The 18,853-nt window shown below is 68.8% G+C and carries 16 protein-coding genes and 2 pseudogenes; 10 read left to right on the top strand and 8 right to left on the bottom strand.

The genetic code is table 11. From position 1 onward, the window contains the following. Window positions 1–581 precede the first annotated feature (581 nt). The gene (locus OOJ98_RS16420) at window positions 582–1,127 is read left to right on the top strand and encodes a hypothetical protein (protein WP_267055438.1); all 546 of its coding nucleotides are present in this window, start codon (window positions 582–584) and stop codon (window positions 1,125–1,127) included. 36 nt (window positions 1,128–1,163) lie between these two features. Then, complete coding sequence (locus OOJ98_RS16415; protein ID WP_267055437.1) at window positions 1,164–3,836, top strand: DEAD/DEAH box helicase; 2,673 nt, start codon at window positions 1,164–1,166, stop codon at window positions 3,834–3,836. A 1,248-nt stretch (window positions 3,837–5,084) separates the two neighbouring features. On the opposite strand, the gene OOJ98_RS16410 is transcribed toward OOJ98_RS16415, so the two are convergent. From OOJ98_RS16410 to OOJ98_RS16400, 3 genes are all read right to left on the bottom strand, one after another. Continuing rightward, window positions 5,085–5,354, bottom strand: coding sequence for a hypothetical protein (locus OOJ98_RS16410; protein ID WP_267055436.1), 270 nt, complete (start codon window positions 5,352–5,354; stop codon window positions 5,085–5,087). Between the two features lie 470 nt (window positions 5,355–5,824). After that, window positions 5,825–6,319, bottom strand: a complete 495-nt coding sequence (locus tag OOJ98_RS16405; RefSeq protein ID WP_267055435.1) for an N-acetyltransferase — start codon at window positions 6,317–6,319, stop codon at window positions 5,825–5,827. Window positions 6,320–6,610: 291 nt separating this feature from the next. Beyond that, window positions 6,611–7,006, bottom strand: a complete 396-nt coding sequence (locus OOJ98_RS16400) for a helix-turn-helix transcriptional regulator (protein WP_267055434.1) — start codon at window positions 7,004–7,006, stop codon at window positions 6,611–6,613. 97 nt (window positions 7,007–7,103) lie between these two features. Here OOJ98_RS16400 and OOJ98_RS16395 point away from each other — a divergent pair, with 97 nt between their 5' ends. After that, window positions 7,104–8,390, top strand: a complete 1,287-nt coding sequence (locus tag OOJ98_RS16395) for an MFS transporter (protein WP_267055433.1) — start codon at window positions 7,104–7,106, stop codon at window positions 8,388–8,390. Window positions 8,391–9,042: 652 nt separating this feature from the next. Here the strand turns inward: OOJ98_RS16395 and OOJ98_RS16390 are convergent. The 3 genes from OOJ98_RS16390 to OOJ98_RS16380 all read right to left on the bottom strand — a co-directional run bounded on the left by OOJ98_RS16390 (window position 9,043) and on the right by OOJ98_RS16380 (window position 11,731). Then, window positions 9,043–9,435 (bottom strand): IS5 family transposase, encoded by a 393-nt coding sequence (locus tag OOJ98_RS16390; RefSeq protein WP_267055432.1) that lies wholly within the window; start codon window positions 9,433–9,435, stop codon window positions 9,043–9,045. 56 nt (window positions 9,436–9,491) lie between these two features. Next, window positions 9,492–9,965 carry a hypothetical protein gene (locus OOJ98_RS16385; protein WP_267055431.1) on the bottom strand — a complete coding sequence of 158 codons (474 nt, stop codon included), beginning with the start codon at window positions 9,963–9,965 and terminating at the stop codon, window positions 9,492–9,494. A gap of 806 nt (window positions 9,966–10,771) precedes the next feature. Beyond that, a complete protein-coding gene (locus OOJ98_RS16380) occupies window positions 10,772–11,731 on the bottom strand; it encodes a GlxA family transcriptional regulator (RefSeq protein WP_267055430.1) in 960 nt (319 codons plus the stop codon). A gap of 99 nt (window positions 11,732–11,830) precedes the next feature. On the opposite strand from OOJ98_RS16380, the gene OOJ98_RS16375 reads away from it, so the two are divergent. The 7 genes and pseudogenes from OOJ98_RS16375 to OOJ98_RS16345 all read left to right on the top strand — a co-directional run bounded on the left by OOJ98_RS16375 (window position 11,831) and on the right by OOJ98_RS16345 (window position 16,916). Next, window positions 11,831–12,520: a DJ-1/PfpI family protein gene (locus OOJ98_RS16375; RefSeq protein WP_267055429.1), complete on the top strand. Its 690-nt coding sequence runs from the start codon at window positions 11,831–11,833 to the stop codon at window positions 12,518–12,520. A gap of 616 nt (window positions 12,521–13,136) precedes the next feature. Further along, complete coding sequence (locus tag OOJ98_RS16370; RefSeq protein WP_267055428.1) at window positions 13,137–13,361, top strand: cold-shock protein; 225 nt, start codon at window positions 13,137–13,139, stop codon at window positions 13,359–13,361. 138 nt (window positions 13,362–13,499) lie between these two features. Further along, window positions 13,500–13,898 carry a DUF6233 domain-containing protein gene (locus OOJ98_RS34835; protein ID WP_323177902.1) on the top strand — a complete coding sequence of 133 codons (399 nt, stop codon included), beginning with the start codon at window positions 13,500–13,502 and terminating at the stop codon, window positions 13,896–13,898. A 43-nt stretch (window positions 13,899–13,941) separates the two neighbouring features. Further along, window positions 13,942–14,850, top strand: a complete 909-nt coding sequence (locus tag OOJ98_RS16360) for a DUF6192 family protein (protein WP_323177901.1) — start codon at window positions 13,942–13,944, stop codon at window positions 14,848–14,850. A 2-nt stretch (window positions 14,851–14,852) separates the two neighbouring features. Then, a pseudogene (locus OOJ98_RS16355) lies at window positions 14,853–15,260 on the top strand (RacP protein); the annotation flags it as partial. A 22-nt stretch (window positions 15,261–15,282) separates the two neighbouring features. Further along, the gene (locus OOJ98_RS16350) at window positions 15,283–16,140 is read left to right on the top strand and encodes an IS5 family transposase (RefSeq protein WP_323177900.1); all 858 of its coding nucleotides are present in this window, start codon (window positions 15,283–15,285) and stop codon (window positions 16,138–16,140) included. A 167-nt stretch (window positions 16,141–16,307) separates the two neighbouring features. Beyond that, window positions 16,308–16,916 carry a hypothetical protein gene (locus tag OOJ98_RS16345; RefSeq protein WP_267055426.1) on the top strand — a complete coding sequence of 203 codons (609 nt, stop codon included), beginning with the start codon at window positions 16,308–16,310 and terminating at the stop codon, window positions 16,914–16,916. A 95-nt stretch (window positions 16,917–17,011) separates the two neighbouring features. On the opposite strand, the gene OOJ98_RS16340 is transcribed toward OOJ98_RS16345, so the two are convergent. Together OOJ98_RS16340 and OOJ98_RS16335 are read right to left on the bottom strand one after the other, a co-directional pair. Beyond that, complete coding sequence (locus OOJ98_RS16340; protein ID WP_267055425.1) at window positions 17,012–18,109, bottom strand: hypothetical protein; 1,098 nt, start codon at window positions 18,107–18,109, stop codon at window positions 17,012–17,014. 436 nt (window positions 18,110–18,545) lie between these two features. After that, window positions 18,546–18,848: pseudogene (locus tag OOJ98_RS16335) on the bottom strand (hypothetical protein). Between the last annotated feature and the right edge of the window lie 5 nt (window positions 18,849–18,853).

The following is an 18,853-nucleotide window of genomic DNA, read 5'->3' as shown; positions in this document are numbered from 1 at the left end:
GCTGCGCGATGTGCAAGCGAACCACCGCGCTGCGCGCGGTGGTTGCGCTCCCGCGCCGCGGGAGCGCTGGCGGGATGCTGCGCATCCCGCTCAACCAGACTGCTGCGCAGTCTGGTTGACGATCCGTCCGCTGCGCTTCCGGATCGGCGGGACTTCGTCCCGCTGCCAGTCCTTCGCTTCGCTCCGGTCTGGCCGGCGGCTCCGCTGCGCTCCCCCGCATGACGGTCCTTCCGGCTGCGCCTCCAGGACCGTTGAGGCCCGCTGCGCGGGCCTGGCTGGCTACGGGGTGGGGGGTCGTCCATTCGTGTGGGTTCCAGTGTACCGCGTGCATCAGATTGATGCAGCATGTAACGTTGGCAGAAACACGGGGCACCCCCCAACCACCCGGGAACCTCCCCGGAATTCCGAGAGGAACGACCGCAGATGACCGGTCACGAGGAACGACCGCAGATGACCGGTCACCACGAATCTACCGGTCCCGATCCCGCGCTGAGCAGCGATTCCATCCGCAGGGTGGGTCAGTACCAGACGGCGGGCGTCAACGCCCGGATCCGGCTCTTCGCCCTCCTGGAGGCGCAGGCGTGCCCGCGAGCGAGGCGGACGACCTGGTGGCCGGGGCGGTCGCCGGAGCCCAGAGCGAGGTCGTGGAGCTGGACGGCATGGCGCCGCGCTCGCGGGGCCCTGTGTTCGGGGACGGCTGGGATGAGGGCGTGACCACCGTGAACGAGGCCCTGGTGGGCATCGCGGACCGGGACTGGTCCCGGCGCGGCGGCCGGTCCGCTGGGACCGCTGAACTGGCCGTACACATCGCGGACGTGAGGCAGCGTGAGCGTGCCGACCTGGTGCGGCTGGAGAGGTACGTCCGGCGCGCCCTGCTCCCGGCCACTCACCCGCAGACCACGGCGCGCCGTCAGGTCCTGGAAGCACTGGGCGACGCCGGCGGTCTGTGCACGGCCCGGACACGGAACGCGGACGGGGACGTCGTCGTGTGCACGCTCGATACCGGTCACTACGACCCGGACGACGTGCCGCCCTTCAAGGACGGAAAGCCGGGCGGGTGGCACAAGGCGGATGCGTCGATCTGGAACGACATGGGCGCGGCCTGCATTCCGCACGCGGCCCTCTGAAAGACCGCAGGAATTCAACTCCAGGGGAGGCATGGAATGTCAGCGATTCGGCTCAAGGAACACCAGGTAGACCAGCGGTCCGCGTTTAGGAAGTGGGTGGGATTCCCTGCAAGGTCATCCGTGCCCCCGCAGGGTGCCCGGGGAACGATCGTGTCAGCGACCGGCTCTGGCAAGACGATCACGGCCGCCGCGTGCGCGCTGGAGTCGTTCGCGGACGACCGGATCCTCGTGACCGTGCCGACCCTGGACCTGCTCGCCCAGACCGCCCAGGCGTGGCGCCTGGTGGGCCACCGGGCCCCGATGGTCGCGGTGTGCTCGCTGGAGAACGACGCGGTGCTGAACGAGCTCGGGGTGCGCACCACGACCAACCCGATCCAGCTCGCCCTGTGGGCCGGGCACGGGCCGGTCGTCGTGTTCGCCACGTACGCCTCCCTCGTGGACCGCGAGGACATTGACGCACCAGAGGGCCAGCGGAAGGTTCGCGGGCCGCTGGAGGCCGCTCTGGCGGGCGGAGAGCGGCTCTACGGGCAGCAAATGGACCGGTTCGACCTCGCCATCGTGGATGAGGCCCACGGAACCGCTGGTGATCTTGGTCGTCCGTGGGCGGCGATCCACGATAATCAGCGCATCCCCGCCGACTTCCGGCTCTACCTCACCGCGACCCCGCGCATCCTCGCCGCGGCCCGCCCGCAGAAGGGCGCGGACGGCCAGGAGGCGGAGATCGCGACGATGTCGGACGACCCGGAGGGAACCTACGGCGCCTGGCTCGCAGAGCTGGGTCTGAGCGAGGCCATCGAGCGCGAAATCCTTGCCGGATTCGAGATCGACGTCCTGGAGATCCGCGACCCCTCCCCCGTCCTCGGGGAGTCGGAGGAGGCGCAGCGGGGCCGGCGCCTGGCCCTGTTGCAGACCGCGCTCCTGGAGCACGCCGCTGCGTACAACCTCCGTACAGTCATGACGTTCCACCAGAAAGTCGAAGAGGCCCGCGCGTTCGCGGACAAGCTGCCCGAGACGGCTGCCGAGCTGTACCTGAACGATGCCTCCGACGCCGATCTGGCCGCCGCCGACAAGCTCCCCGCGTCCTCGATCGACGCGGAGTTCTACGAGCTGGAAGCCGGCCGCCACGTCCCACCGGACCGGGTGTGGTCGGCGTGGCTCTGCGGGGATCATCTGGTGTCCGAGCGGCGCGAGGCGCTGCGGCAGTTCGCCAACGGCATCGACGCGGCCGGGCGCCGGGTGCACCGTGCCTTCCTCGCCAGCGTTCGCGTTCTCGGGGAGGGCGTGGACATCACCGGCGAGCGGGGAGTCGACTCGATCTGCTTCGCGGACACCCGCGGCTCCCAGGTGGAGATCGTGCAGAACATCGGCCGCGCGCTCAGGTTGAACCGCGACGGCTCCACGAAGGTGGCCAGGATCATCGTGCCGGTCTTCCTGGAGCCGAACGAGGACCCCACCGACATGGTCGCCAGCGCCACCTTCCGCCCCCTGGTAGCGGTCCTCCAGGGGCTCCGCAGTCATGATGATCGACTTGTTGAGCAGCTCGCTTCCCGGGCGCTCACGAGCGGCAAGCGCAAGGTGCACGTCCGGCGTGACGAGGACGGGCAGATCGTCGGGGCCGGCGGCGCGGGTGAGGGCGAGGACCAGGAGGACGACGACACCCAGGCCGCCGCCGAAGCCGCCCTGCTCCACTTCTCCAGCCCCCGCGACGCCGCTACCATCGCCGCGTTCCTCCGCACCCGGGTCTACCGCCCGGAGTCCCTGGTGTGGCTGGAGGGCTACCAGGCCCTGATCCGGTGGCGGAAGGAGAACGAGATCACCGGCGTCCACGCCGTCCCCTACGACGTCGAGGTCGAAGTGGGCGTCACGAAGTCTTTTCCGCTCGGCCGATGGGTGCACCAGCAGCGGAAAGCGCTGCGGGCCGGAGAGCTCGAGGAACGGCGCAAGACGCTCCTGGACGCCCCGGAGGCCGGGATGGTGTGGGAGCCGGGCGAGGAAGCGTGGGAGACCAAGCTCGCCGCGCTCCGGTCCTACCGGACGGCCACCGGACACCTCGCACCCCGTCAGGACCAGGTGTGGGGCGAGGGCCAGGCGCTGATGCCCATCGGGCAGCACCTCGCCAACCTCCGCCGCAAAGGCGGGCTCGGGAAGGACCCGAAGCGGGCAGCGGAGCGCGCGGCACAGCTGACGGCCATCGACCCGGACTGGGACTGCCCGTGGCCGCTGGACTGGCAGCGTCACTACCGGGTGCTCGCCGACCTGGTCGACGCCGACGGGGCCCTGCCCTACATCGCGCCGGGCGTGCTCTTCGACAGTGACGACATCGGACGATGGCGCTGGCGCCAGCAGGAACCAGGAACCTGGACACAGCTGATGCCCGAGCAGCAGGAGCGACTCGCCGCGCTGGGCATCAAGGGCGCTGAGGTGCCGTCTCCCGCACCCGCAGCGGCACATACGGCGAAGGGCCCGAGCAAGGCGCAGCAGGCATTCCAACGAGGCCTGGCGGCCCTTGCGCAGTGGGTGGAGCGGGAAGGCGCGGACCGGCCGGTGCCCCGCGCGCACAGCGAGGAGGTCGCAGCCGACGGTGAGGCCGAGCCGGTGGTCGTGAAGCTGGGCGTATGGCTCTCCAACACCAAGAGCCGGCGGGAGCGGCTGGACGCCGACCAACTCGACGCACTCGCCAAGCTCGGCATGCACTGGGCCGCGGGCTGAAGGTCGAAAGCTCGTGGCCGTGATGGCTGTCTGTGTCACGTGACGAGCGGGCGCGGCCGTCGTTAGGTCGTCATGATCACTCGCCGCAGGTCCATCGCGCTCGGACTCCTCGCCATCTCCTTGGGCACGGGGCTTGCCGCCGCGGCCCCGGCGGCAGCCGGAGGGGTGGGGGACTTCCTGTCCCCCGCCTTCGCCACCGGCTGTTCCAACCTGCACTCCGGTGCCCAAGCCAATGGTGTCACCACCCGGGGGGCTGGTGGTGCCAGCGGCAACCTCGCCGGGATCCCCATCGGAAGCCCCCTTAACCAATGCGGGGGCGCGGATGTCAGTCCCGCTCAGCAGGTCGGCCCCGTAGGCATCAACACAGGCAACATGATCGGCGACTTCGCCCACCAGGCCGGCGCTTGAGCACGTACCGAACCAGGCGCAGACGACCGCCCGAAAGGGCAGCGCACCCGACGACCGGGAAGAGCAGGCTGCGCCGCCGCCGGACTGGATACGGCGGCGCGACGGCGGCAGGAAGGGTGGCGCAAACCGCTGACCGTAGGGCGGGTGTTCTCCACCCTGCTCCGCGTTCGTACCCGCCAGCCGGTCGCTAGCCGTCTTTTTGCCGTGCCGATCAGTCACTGAAGAAAGAGTCTGCTGCACCGATCTGCTTCCACCACCGCCCCATATACAGCGGCTACCCACCCCGGCGCCGCTGGAGCGCCTGCGAGCAGTCCACCTTGGATGGCAAATGGTCCAGATTCGTTTGGCAACAGAACACTGAGCCCTGGCCCACGGCGACACGGCCGGCCTGCCCCTTCGATGTCGAGATCGTCGAGCAAGGCGGTCACGCCGCGCTCGCCCGGCTCACCGGCAGCGTCAGCATGCTGCGCTAGAGGGCCCACGCAGGCGTCGCCCTCGTCGACTGCGCTCTACACCTCTATCGCCGGCGCGCCGCGCCGACCAGCTGATTTGAGGCCTCGTGCCCGTCTCGGATAACGGGGGGCGCGGCGTGCCCGTTACGGCGTTCGCCTGTGGAGGCGTGGCAGGTGGTGTGCGCACGGATGTCAATCGCGGCTGCTGGGGGCAGCGCTCCTGTGTGGAAGGAGGCCTTTTGCGTGACTGTGGAATCCGCCTTTCCGCTGGATCGCACACGGATGACCTGCCCTCAAGTTTGCGTCAGCCAGCGGCGCGTCGCACGCTCAGCATTGCTCCTGTCTACGGGAGATCTGCCGGTGGACGAGGCACGGGGCACGGGGCACCTCATCGGTATAGAACGACGAGGGAAGCAAGGAGGAGCATCGCGGCGGACGAGAGTCCCCAGGGCCGGTAGCGGCTCCAGGCGGTCAGCGCGAGGGAGCACGTCCATGCTCCGCCTGCGAGGGTGACCGCCCGCCAGTCGGCGGCCGTTTGTGCTGCGGCGAGGGGGAAGGGTGCCAGCAGGACGGTGGGCGGGATGATCGCGAGTCGTGGTCGGATCTCCAGCCACTTGTAGACGACCGACAGGGCGATCAGAGCTGTCGCGAGACTCACGGGGACCACTGTCACGTCCGGCCATGTGAAGCACATGCCGTCGGTCGACTCACAGGACCGAGCGCTGTGCTCCTTGACCGTGACGAAGAAAGCACAGACACCACAGGCCAATACGGCACCGATGACGGCTATGACGGACAGCCGAACCGCCGGCCGGAGTTCGAGACGAGAGGGAGTACTCATGACGGCAGGCTCGCCTAAATGGCAGGCAGGTGCCTGAGTACACGTACTCAGACGACGCGTACCATTTGTGGTCTTCGTGGGCGCACGGGCGGAACGATCAACTCCTGCCCGGGGGCGGAACCGGTCGGAGACGGCCCCGCCTGGTGGGCAGTAACGAACGCGAGGGACCCGGACCGTGATTCAGGCGGTGCGCCGGTTGCCATCGGTGTCACAAGGGATGTCAGGCGACGGCAGTCTTCAGCTCGACCGGCCCGACATATCGATAACTCCGCCCCCGCCCAGTCACGTCAGCCAAGCTCGATGGTGAACGCCACCCGGTCGAGGCCGGGGCCGTCGTAGTCCGGCTTCACATCCGAGGCCGTGAAGCCCAGCCGGGTGTGGAATCCCTGCGACGCCGTGTTCTCCGGACTGGTGATGCAGTGCACGTAACGGCGCCCATGTGACCGGGCAAGCTCGAAGAAGGCCCGGTAGAGGGCGCGCCCGACTCCCTGCCCGTGCAGCGCCGGATCGACGCCGACGAAGTGTACATAGGCGGTTTCGGGGGCTGTCTGCGACAGGAAGCCCACGAGGAAGGCCGCAATCTCGCCACCGCCGCGTTCGACCAGGAAACTGGTGGTGGTGAAGTGCTGGAAGTACAGCCGGGGCAACAGCAATGCCCGTTCCGTCGCCCCCGCCTCTCCTTTGAGGCCGCCCCACCACGCGTCAAGTACGGCGAGCACGCGGAGATGGTCGTCATCGGCAGGGTGGCGAGCAATCAGACCAGCAGGAAGATCATCGATCATCTGTGCAGTCTGCCATCCCGCGTGAGGCGCATGGTCGACTTGGCCACGAACGACTCAAGCCGCAGGGCAAGCCGATGGTGGCCACGCTCAGTTTCCTCAACGACTGGCCGTGCCTGGGGAGTTCTTGGGCTCATCCGGCGTCTGACGCACGAGCCCGAGAATCGGTCGGGGTTGTCGGGCTGGTCACGGGCGGGAGTCTGCGGTCTTGATCGTCCGTCACCGGTTGACTTCGAAGTTGGTCAGGACGAGGAGGGCGCGCAGGAGCACAACGGACATGCCCCTCCGACCGGTTCAGCTCGGCGTGTCAGGCGTCCACGCCACGACCAGGTCCAGAAGGCCGGGGAAACGGGTGTTGAGGTCGTCGACCCGAACGTGGCTGCGGCGCTCCAGGCCGTACTGGCGCTGCCTGGTGACCCCCGCCTCGCGCAGGGCCTTGAAATGGTGGGTGAGGGAGGACTTGGGACGGTCGATACCAAACCAACCGCACGAGTGGTCGAACTGCTCCGACTCCAGGAGGAGTTTGCGGACGATCAGCAGGCGTAGCGGGTCACTCAGCACGCCCAGCACCCGCTCCAGTCGCAAGTCCTCGACCGCCGGCTCGGGCAATGGTTCGGGCAGGTCCGCCGGCTCCGGCAGCACCGTGACGGCCGGTAGCCGGGTCGGCGCCGGACGCACTGTCGAAGGCATAGCCAGCTCCTCATAATCCGAACTCTATGTACGATTCCAATCGTACTGCATGCTAAGTTCGACTTAACTCGTACTGAGCCTGCTGGAAGGAGCGGCCATGTCGGAGAGTCGAACGATGCCCGTGGAGGCGGTGGGCGAACCGCAGAACCCCAGGGTGGGCGGGCGGTCGCAGGCGAGCGGATCTCCGGAGACCAGCCCCTCCCCGGCGCCCGCCCGGTGGGTGTGGCTCGCCGCGTGGCCGGTCACCGCAGTCTTCGTCCTGTCCAACGCGGCGACCCCGCTCTACGTGCTGTGGCAGCGCGACATCGGGTTCTCCAAGGGCACCCTGACCGTGATCTTCGCCTTCTACATCGTCGGGCTGATCGGCTCGCTGCTCGTCTCCGGCGTCGTCTCCGACCGGCTCGGGCGCAAGCCGGTACTGCTGCCCGCGCTCACTCTCGCCGTCGCGGCCTGCGTCATCTTCGCCACCGCATCCAGCGTGGCCGCCCTGATCGTGGCCCGGCTGTTCACCGGCATCGCCGTCGGCGCCGTCGTCTCCGCGGGCATGGCCGCCGTGACGGACGTGGCAGGCCAGGGCCGCAAGCGGCTCGCGGCCCTGCTCGCCTCCTGCGCGATGGTCTTCGGCGCCGGTCTGGGACCGCTCCTCGCGGGCATCCTCTCCGAGCGCGTCCCGGCCCCGACCGTCACGGTCTTCGGCGTCGAGAGCGTCCTGCTGGCCACCGCGATCCTCGCCGTGCTGCGCATGCCCGTACGGCGTCCCGCCAAGGCCGCGAAAGGCGCCTGGGTGCGGGTGCCCGGCGTACCGCGCGGCAACGGCCTGCAACTCACGCTTGGCATCGCAGCGTTCGCGCCTGGAATCACCGCGACGTCGTTCGTGCTCTCACTCGGACCCTCACTGCTGTCCGGCCTGCTCGGCACCACCAGCCGGATCGTCGCCGGAGCCATGGCCTTCGCGATGTTCCTGGCCGCCACCGGCGTACAGTTCGCGGTCCAGAAGCTGCGCCGGCACACGATCCTGACCGCCGGAGCGGTCAGCACCACGCTCAGCATGATCACGCTCATCATCGCCGTGCAAACCTCGTCGGTCCCCGTACTCATCGCCTCCGCGCTGCTGGCCGGCACCGGCCAGGGCATGGGGCAGCTCGGCGGCCTCTCCCTGCTCAACCACAGCGTTCCGCCGCAGCAGCTGGCCGAAGCCAACGCAGCGCTCAACGTGGGCGGTTACATCCCCGCGGGCATCCTGCCCGTGTCGGCGGGCTACCTCAGCGACGCGGTGGGACTCACCAACGGGGCGACGATCTTCGGCACCGTCCTGATGGGCCTCGCGGTCATCGGCAGCCTGGTCGTCGTCGCGAGCCGGCACCGGGTATCGGAGCCGGCCTGAGTCCACCCGGCACGCGCGTCCCGGCGGGTGGGGCGGGGACGATCAGGCCGCGATCGACAGGAGAGCTGCGGCAGCCGGCCGCGTGCCGCGCAGCTGCGCGGCGTAAAGGAGGACCACATCAACCAGTCACTCGCGCACCAGCCCGGTCGCGGTCGGGCCGACGGCGATGTCGCGGTCGGCGAGCATGCGATCTCGCGGGCCTCGATCGCGGCAACGGCGGCGGTGACCTCCAGGCCGTCCAGCCGCTCGTGGGGAAGGCCGAGCCGCAGCCGACTGCCACCGCACCGGTTCATGCCCCGGTCGCTCCAGCCGCGACCGAGCGGCCCGCCCGTCCGGCGACGTCGTCCCGGCGCCCCGCGGCGAAGAAGGCCGCGAAGCCCGCCGCCGACCCGCGACGCCGCCGTCCACCTCCTCCGGCCGCCAGCCCGCGATGTCGAGCAGCAGGCCGTCCAGCGGGCCACCGACCAGCGCGGCGTACCTCTGGTGCGGCAGCGGGCCAGGGGCGGGGCGGCCGTAGTCGTGGCCGTACACCCGGCCGCGCAGCGGCTAACCGTCATCTGGAGCTTGCTGATGAACCCACCCCGCGAGCGGCCCAAGCCCTCCCCTCCCGCACCACCTCCACCAGGCGGGCGACGAGCTCTGCCACGGCGTCTCAGCCTGGTGCTCCATCTCTTCGGCCCCTCTTCGATCCCGGAGGCGGGTCGGTGCGGGCGCCAGCCGCATGCTGGTGCGCGCGGACGACGGTGGAGTCGACCGAGATGTCCCAGTCGATCTCGCCTGCGGCGGCGTCGGCGGCGGCTTGGACCTGCTGGAGCAGACGTTCCCAGGTGCCGTCGGCCGACCACAGCCGGTGCCGTTCGTAGACCGTCTTCCACGGGCCGAACCGTTCGGGCAGGTCACGCCACTGAACGCCGGTCCGCACCCGGTGCAGAATCCCGTCGATCACCTGCCGGCGATACCGCCGCCTGCCACAACGCCTGTTGCCGACTGGCAGGAACGGCCGCAGCCGTTCCCACTCCGCGTCACTCAGACAAGCCCGCCCCACGACAGGGAGAACGACCTGGACAAGCCCAAGTCACAAGATCACACGAACCCTGATTTCTAATCCACGACGAAGGGGGCGTATCCCAACGGGACCTCGCTCACCTGAAGGTCAGAGAAGAGAAGGGTCAGGTTGTGCGCGTTCGTCTCAATGCGTACCTCATGGAAGTCGATCCCAAGGGCCTTCGACCAGTGTTGGGTCGCCTCCGACCCGGGGAGGAGTTTGGATCCCGGGTACAGGCAGTGCCACTTCGCCCCCCAGACATATCCATCGAGGTCGACACCAGTCTCGTGGTCGATGAGCCGGTCGTCCAAAGAAACCCGCCAGATCTCCGCCGACACTGACGTATCGCACCGGGCCTCGACGCAGTACCGGAAGAGATACCGCAGGTGGGACGGCGCGATGCCGGTTCGGGGATCAGCCGTCGCGTAGATGATGACCTCGTAGTCGCGCATGTAGTTGGTGTATCCGTGGTGCACGACGGCGTGATCGAAGGTCTCGTCCAGCATCTGCTCAAGTACGGTGGTGTCCATGCCGCCCTTCTACCTCACTGGACAAGACCCTCGGTAACGAGATTCACGGGTGCTGGGCGCCTCTGCCCCCAGAGATCGCCCGGATAAGTCCTAGTGAGGGCGCCGTCGTCAGGGGGTCCGTCGGTTCACCCAGCCCCGGAGCCCGTCGGGCCAGGGCGTGTAGGAGCCGAGGCGGGCGGGGCGGTTCCTGGCCGGAGTCTGCTCAGTGTCGTCACCAGCGCTGCACGAGACGCCGCGCAGCGCGTCGAGTAGCGAGTGGAGCATCCGACGAGTACGGATCCTTGGCGCACCTGGCATCAGAAGAACGTACGGCCGAAGTCGATGACGATCTCGCCTCGGGTTACGGGGATCAGCTGCCGTTTTTATCGAAGGCGGTCCGACGGCGGCCAGTGCAGCGGTCCAGTCGCTTGCGATCGCGTGGCGCGCGTCGCCGAGGGGCCACCTGCCCGTTGCAGACGGCGGTCCTGAAACGGTTCTCGACAGTGCCCTTGTCCCCCCGCAGTCTTGCCGCCCGCGCTGTACCGCGGCTCGGGCGGCCACAGGTTCTTCAGGTCCCGCGGCGCACCCCCGAACTCGAGGAGAACGAGGCTCCCGGCGTACAGAAGCGGCATACACGAGTGTCGGCCACGACGGCGAGCTCAAGCGGGCAGCGCAGCACCGATGGTCACGCACCTGCAGGCGGCGGTGCCGACAACTCGCGTCGAGCGAAAGACTCATGGCGACCGCCACCGACCCCGAGAGCGCCGCATACGGCATTCTGCTCGCGAGGCTGCGCGAATGATCGAACCGATGGACACCGGTGCCGGTTATGTGCTTTGCGTTGCGCGGTAGCGTGACGGCGATGTGCCATAACGGCCGGCGAACGCCTGGCGGAGCGTTTCGGCTGATCCGAAGCCGCACCGTGCGGCCACCCTCGCCATGGGTAGCGAGGTGGAGGCCAGAAGCTGGGCGGCCGCCTCGGTGCGCGCGTTCCGGACGAACCGGCCAGGTGCCTGTCCGAGCTGGTCGATGAACAGACGGGTCAGGTGACGTTCGCTCACCCCCGCGTAGGCTGCCAGTGCGGTGGCGCTCAAGTCGCCGGCCAGGTGGCCGACGATGTGATCAACTACCCTCCTGACCAGCCCATTCGTGAGTGCTGGGGCAGTCGTGAACATGCTCATCTGTGCCTGGTTGCCGGGCCGGTGCAGATACGTGACCAGGCCGCGGGCCACCCCGCGCGCCAACTCCGAGCCGTGGTCCTCTTCGATGAAGGCAAGCGTCAGGTCCAGGGCGCTGGTGACGCCCGCGGCGGTGGAGACGCGGCCGTCGCGAATGTAGATCGGTGCGGGATCCACGTCGATCTCCGGGTAGTTGCAGGCAAGTTGCTGGGCGTACGACCAGTGCGTCGTGGCGCGTTTGCCGTCCAGGAGGCCGGCAGCCGCCAGGACGGTGGCCCCCGTGCATACCGAGGCGACCCTGCGGCTCTCCCTGGCCAGGCGTCGGATGTGGCCGATGATCAGAGGACTGTCCGCCGCAGCCTCATGGCCCAAGCCTCCCGAGACGATCATCGTGTCCAGGGGGCCCTTCACTCGTTCCAGGAAACGCTGGCCCTGCAGCGTCAGACCCGCCTCGCAGGTGACCGCGCGTCCTCCGGGCGTGGCTACATCCACGGCGTAGGCGGGGCTGGCCCCGAGCCGGTTGGCCGTGATCAAGCTCGTCGTCACGCAGGCGATGTCCAGCAACTCCGCCTGGTCGTACCCGACCACAACCACCCGTCGTTGCTCCATGACACGGACCCTATGTCGGAATGACTTGCATCCCAAGAATCCAGACGAGCTACCGGCCCTCCCCTGGCCTCCCTTCGACCAGGAGCCGAAGGTGACGCAATGACCAAGACGCTCGCTCTCGTGCTCTACCCCGGCATCACCCCGCTCGACCTCGTAGGGCCGCTTCAGGTGCTGGCGGCTCTGACCCAGCTCGACCCGTCGTTCGAGGTGGTCGTCGTCGGCCCGGAACTCAAGCCCCTGGACACCGATACCCCGTTGAAGCTGACACCGAGCCACACATTCGACCAAGTCGCCGAGCCCTACGCACTGATCGTGCCCGGCGGAACCGAGCCGACCCTCGCGGCTCTGGCCAACGAGCCCCTGCTGAATTGGATCCGCAAGGCCGCGCGAACGGCCGAGATCGTCGGCTCCGTGTGCACCGGCTCACTGATCCTCGGCGCCGCCGGCCTGCTCAACGGACGTCAGGCCACCACCCACTGGGGCTTCCGCGACCTGCTGGCCAAGTTCGGCGCCACCCCTGTCGCCGAACGCTGGGTCGATGCCGGACCCGTACTCACCGCCGCCGGAGTCTCGGCCGGAATCGATATGGCGCTTCACCTGGTCGAACGCCTCGCAGGAAAGCAGACCGCCCGCACCGTCCAACTCTTCATCGAATACGACCCGCAACCACCACTGGGCGGCATCGACTGGACATCGGCCGACCTCGCTTCCTTCGAGCCCCATGCCCGCGCCATGCTGGAATCAGCCCTGGCAGACCATCCCGTACTCCTGGCCCGCCTGCAAAACTGATCACCGCACCTACGAAGAGTGCCCCCATCCGCTGGGGCCTGCGCCCCCGCCGGGTGGATCGGTCAAGAAACACGGTCACTCCGCCGAGGTGATCAGCTGCCCGCCGGGGCGGACGCCCCCTCTCGCAGAGGACATAGTGCGGGACCGGGGCGGTCGCCGGTTCAGCCGGCCAGGTGGCCTCTTGGTTGTGCGGGGCATGGCGAGCTGGCCCCGCTCGTGGGCCGGCTCGACCACGGGAGCGCCACATCGTCAGCATGCGCTTCGGAGAAGCTGGCCCAGGCCCGGACCGGCACCGAACAGCGCCGCAAGCTCCACCGCACCGTGGCGGCCTTCGTCGAGGACCTACGCACCGGCAGCTTCCGCCCCGGCCTCCGCGTCAAGCGCGTTCGACGGGCGACCGGCATCTACGAACTCACCTGGTCCATGGACACCGGACTCGCAGGGCGCGCCACGTGGCAATCGGGCCGCCACGTCGCCCAGACACCCCGCACGTCATCTGGCGTCGCATCGGCACCCACGACATCCTCACCAGACCCTGAGAACCCGACGCCGCCGGGAATCTTGAAAGATCCCGATCTCCTGTGGTGGGCGCCTCAGAACTCGTAAGGTTTCGGTCATGGTGACTGCGACTGTCCGATGGTGGAGCGACGAGGAGGGGTGGGGGGTGCTCGACTCGCCCGAGACCCCCGGCGGTTGTTTCGGCCATTACTCCACCATCCAGATGACCGGCTTCCGCGCTCTGTCGTCCGGACAGCAAGTGAACCTCGCGTGGGAAGCCCCCGGCTTCAGACAAGACGGTTACGCCTACCGTGCGGTGAGCATCGTGCCTCTGCCTGCCTGACGCTGCCACCCTTGCGTCCCGCATGGTCCATGGTCCGCCTCCCATGCATGAGCGAGAGGTGAAGGCCATGGCCTCCACAACCAGGGGAACCAACCGCCCCCTGTGCAATGCGCTCTTTCTCACAGCCACCTCGAGCTGATGAGTACTACTACCCCTACAAGGACGGCCGACCGCACGGCGACTCCCTGCGGACGCTGCGCTCCTAGCGCAGGCCATCACCCTGGCCCGTCTGCACCCATAGGGGGACTCATGTCCATTGCGGACGCTCCCCACCATGACCAGCCCAACCGCCGTCAGCATCACTCGCCGCCTGCGCCTACACGGCGCCCGCCGGCGAAGGTGCGCGAGGGCCGGGGCCCGGCGCGCGGCGTGCTGCACGCGCCGGACCGCGAGGCAGCGCCGCAGGACGCGCCGCTGCTCGATGTGCAGCGCGCCCTGGACGCCGCGGAGAACCCGGGGACGCGGCTGTGCACGCCGTGCGGGTGCGCGCAGGAACTCACGCCGATGCGCGGCTTCGACTCCATCGGCGACTCCTGAGAACCCATCTTTGAACCTCTGCTGATCTCGTGCACGCGCCACAGTGGAGGTCTCGTTGTGCGCAAGACTCTTTGTCCGCGGTAGTTCAGTAGAGGGCTTCGCGGAGCGCTTTCCGGTGCATCAGACGCTGACGTGCCACGCCTTTGCGGCACGGGTCGATGGGCGGATTTCAGCCGGGTGCCGGGCGGTTGGAGTTACCTCTCACGGTCACCGGGCCGTGCTTCAGCCTGGCAGGGGGTGGATTGACGTGCCCAGTACGGAGCAGACGCTCAAGTCGTACCGGTGGGTGGCCAGCCGATGGCCCGAGCGGCACCGGTGCCCGGGGGCGGCATTCAGTACGCACCAGACTCTTGCCGCGATGTCCGATCCGGAGGAACGCTGGACGGCGATCAAGACGCCGCCGCTGGACGAGCGGACGGGAAGGCGGCGGTGGACACCGGAGACGTCCCGGCAACGAGTCGGCTACCACGGACCGGGCCCGGAGACTGTGCAGGAGAAGATCGAGGCCGTGCATGACCTGGTCGGCGACGAGCAGGTCGCCACCCAGGTTGCGACCGATCTGCTGCGGCGGCCGTCGGTGGCGTTCAAGGCCATGACCGACGACACCGCCCGCCATCAGGTGAATCACGCACAGGTAGAGCAGCCCCGGCAGATCCGCGCCGCACAGGAACGGGAACTCAGCGGCACCGAGGACCCGTTCGGGCCGACGGTGCGCCGGCTCAACCACACGTTGGAGTTCTTGGACCTGGTCGGCGCTTGCCAGCGGTTCGTCGCGGCCACGGGCCGGATCGTGCCGTCACTGGGTGAGCGCCGCTTCTCCGAGGACGAGCGCAACACGGTGCACCGCAACATCGACCGTGTCCGCGCTACCTGCGAGTGGATAACCACAGCCGTGGACACCGGAGAGGTGGACGTGGACGAGGAACTCTCGAAGCTCTTGCTAGGCGAGTAGACATGCCCCGGTCACGGCACCGGGGCGACGCGGCACGGGGACACGCTGAAGTCATCTGGCGAGTGCTCATGCAGGCCCGCCCGGCCGGGCTTCACATGCCCCAGCTGATGCGGGCCACTCAACTCTCCCGCATTTAAGTGCAGTCGGGCATGGCCATGATGCGCGACATCATCATGACGAGGGGATGGCCCCCGGTGATCTACACCCGTGGGGACGGCTACCAGTTCACCGCCGATCCCAACGAGCTGGAATCGTACGAGACGGTCAGAGTGTATGTGCTGCTCACAGAGGTTCGCCGGCTGGTCACCGGCACCTTCGCCCGGCACGCCCCCCTGGACCCGCAAGACAAGCGGGTGCGCCATATCGTCGCACAGCTCAACTCCGTCGAGTCGACCCTCGACCTCATCGCTTGGCGGGACAGGGGGCGGTCTTATGCGCCGGAGGCGGTATCCCTCGGACACTACAGACCTGGAATGGCTGCTGATCGAGCCGCTGCTACCGGTGCCCGCTTGCCAGACCGCGCGCGGGGGCCGTCCGGAAGCGCATCCCCGGCGGGAGATTGTCGACGCGCTCCGCTATCTCGTTGACTCGGGCTGCAAGTGGAGTGCCCTGCCCAGCGACTACCCGCCGTTCAAGACGGTGTTCGGGTTCTTCACCCGCTGGTCGTCGGCCGGAGTCTTCAACCTTATCCGTGACCAGCCGCGCCGCCGGGTCCGCCGCGCGATGGGTACCTCCCCGCACCCAGTGGCGGTCGTGCTCGACTCGCAGTCGATGAAGGTCGCCGCCACGGTCCCGCGCTCCACTTCAGGCTACGACGCAGGCAAGAAGACTCCCGGGAGAAAGCGGCACGTCGTCGTCGATCTGAAGGGGCTGCCAGTGTTCCTCATGGTCACCCGGGCTGACGTCCACGACAGCGTTGCGGCTCGCGAAGTCCTCTTCCGGCTGCGGCTGATGCACCCTGAGATCACGATCGTCTGGGCCGATCTCGCGTACGCCGGCACTCTCATCGACTGGGCCAAGGTCTATCTCCACCTGACGATCAAAACCGTGAGCAGGCCCAAAGGAGCCAAGGGGTGCGTGCTGTTGCCGCGCCGCTGGGTGGTAGAGCGCAGTATGGCGTGGTTGCTTCACGCGCGCCGGAACGTACGCGACTACGAGACCCTGCCTGGCCACTCGGAGACGATGCTGACTCTTGCCGCGATCACGCTCATGACGCGCCGGCTCACCCGGCCCGCGGTCCACCCTGACGCAGCACGGCCGCGGCCGGCGCAAACCGTTCGCGCTGTATGAGTCGGGGGTCGGGCGGCCCTGCACTGCGGGCCGGGTTCCGTGACTTCGCGGTCGGCGCCGAGCAGCTGTCGGGCTTGCCCTGCTGCCGGCAGGGCGCGCGGGGCGACCTCCAAAGCGGCGGCCGCCTCTGCGGGTAACTCCGAAGCCGGGCCGTCGTTGAGCCGGACATGATGATCAAGAACGTCGTCCTCGCCACCGCGGTCTGCGCCGCCACCCTCGCCGCGGCCGCACCCGCACTCGCCGACCCCTTCACCGAAGGAGCCGACCTCAAGATCACCTCCCACGGAGCCGGCCCCAGCGACCCGCGCAACTGCCTCGCCGCCGAGAAGAGCACCGTCGGCGGCACCGAGCACTACAACCTCGTCCCGCGGCCCTGCAACGCCAAGGACCAGCGGCAGAAGTGGCGCTGGGACAAGGCGACCGGCCACCTCACCCCCCTCTCCCACCCCAAGCGCTGCGCCACTTCCAAGAACCTGCGCCCCGACATGGACACCCGCAGCCTCGAACTCATGCTCTGCAGCCCCGACATGAAGGACCGCCAGAGCTGGGAACACGGCATGGGCAACCGCAACGGCGACCTCATCTACGGCCCCGAATACACCCAGGCCGCCCAGCCCGCCGCGGGAGGCGGCGGAGGGCCCTCCTTCGGAGGCCGCCCGGCACGCACCGTCCGCGACCACCTCAGCTGCGCCTTCGACACCAAAGCCGCATCCATCTGCAACGTGATCCAGCACGACAACAACCCCCAGGACCGCTTCCGCATCACCACCTGGTAAAACGGCGCGCCTGGCGCTGCTCCCAGCCCCGGCCGGATATGGCGGTGCCCTCCCCGTGCTGCTGCCGGGGAGGCCACCGCCGAGTGCTGTGTGGGTCAGGAGGTGGTGCGGTAGGTGATGATCGCCGCGCCGGAGTGGCCGTCGCCGCCCCTCGCGCCGTCCTGACCCGCGCTGCCGTCCGCGCCGTCCGCGCCCGCGGTCTCGCCGCCCAGACCACCCGTACCGCCGTCGCCGCCCTTACCGCCGGTGCCGCCGTCACCGTAGCCGCGGGGGTCGATGCTGCCGCCCTTACCTCCAGCGCCGCCGGTCCCGCCGTTGGGGTCACCGCCGCTGTTGCCCCAGCGGCCGTCCGCGCCGACCGTCCCGCCCTGCCCATCCGCAGCCGTCGGCCAGAAGAACTGCCCGTCGATGTCCGTCATCCGGCCCTGGCAGAAGTTACCTCCGCCCATGCTGGTGGACGCTCCCGCACCGCCGGTTCCGTTGGCGGAACCGCCCGAGCCCTGGATACCGGGGATGGCGCCCGCGGCGCCCCAGCCGCCACCGCCGCCACCCGGAGCTCCCACCGGGCCCTTCTTGACCATGGCGCCGGAACCATCAGCACCGGCAAGAGGCTGGGTTTCCTCCTGCCCGTCCTCGACGAATACACGATCGACCCGGGTAAGTTCCCCCAGGCTGTCCGCGCGAGATGCCTCACTCTGGGCGGCGGCAGGCGCGTTACTGCCCCCACTCGCCTTGAACGTGCCGTACTTGCCCCGCTTGCCGACAGCGTTGGATCCCGCGGTGCCGCCGGCACCGCTCCCGCCGCCACTGACGTCCAGCCTGAGCGTCTGACCGGGGGCAACAGCCAGCGTGCACACCGAGTGCCAGCCGGAGGAACCGCCACCACCCCCGTTGCCACCGCCACCGCCGCCACCCATGCCGCCCGCACCGACGAGCCCCTTCGTGCCCGACGCGCCGCCACCGCCCCCGCCACCCGCACCGCCGGTGCCACCCGAAGCGCCTCCGCCACTGCCCCACAGGTCCAGCGTGACGCTCGTGACGCCCTCAGGAACCGTCCAGTCGTGGCTTCCCACGGTGTCGAAGGTGACCGCCGTCTGCGACTTCGCGTCCGCGTGCGCGGCCGGAGACGTCAACGTCAGGGTGAGAGCGGCCGGAAGGGCGAGCGCGCCCAGGACGCGGTAGTGCTTGCGCATATAGCTCCCTACATCACGTGGTTGATCCATTACTCAATGTAGAGATCGGTTCATGTGACCAGTGAGGGCTTTTGAGACAGGGGGGAGACTGTCCGTAAACATGGCTCTATATCCGGCCTCGCAGGATCGAGACGAGCCACAGGAGCGGAACCGGCGCGGTCACTTCCCACGCTGAGGGTTCGTCAAGAGCCCTGGTGCGGACAGATTCCAGACAAACCGTCCCGGCCTGTACCCGCCCAGCGCTCTTTCAGGCATGTCCAATTCGGTGATGTCAGTGGAGAAGCAGGCCGGTTGACGTGACGCCACCTCCCCGTCAGATGCGCCCACTGGGCCCACCACGAAGGGAGTAACGCCGTCATGCGGCTACTCCGCCCACCCCATCTGGCGAATGCAAGAGACCAAGTCGGGTTCAAAGATGGGTTCTGACGCCTGTCGGTCAGGACGTGCCGCCGGAGTAGTGGAAGCGGCACACCACACCCGAGCCGCCCGGCGGGTGCGGCTCACCGGGGCGCGGGTCGTACAGCGCCCGGCCACCGGGCCACCGCCCCAGCTCGGTCATCAAGGCGACACCGTCGTCTATTTCCTCCGGCCGCCAGCCCGTGATGTCGAGCAGCAGTCCGTCCAGCGGGCCACCGACCCGCGCGGCCTACCTCTGGTGCGGCAGCGGACCAGAGTTGCGGTCCTCATGGCCGTGGCCGTACACCCGGCCGCGCAGCAGCTGCTCGTCACCGTCGTTCATCCGGC

Source organism: Streptomyces sp. NBC_00083 (assembly GCF_026343295.1).
Lineage (GTDB): Bacteria > Actinomycetota > Actinomycetes > Streptomycetales > Streptomycetaceae > Streptomyces.
Note: the sequence above shows the minus strand (reverse complement) of the source record. Positions and strands in the feature narration are given on the sequence as shown.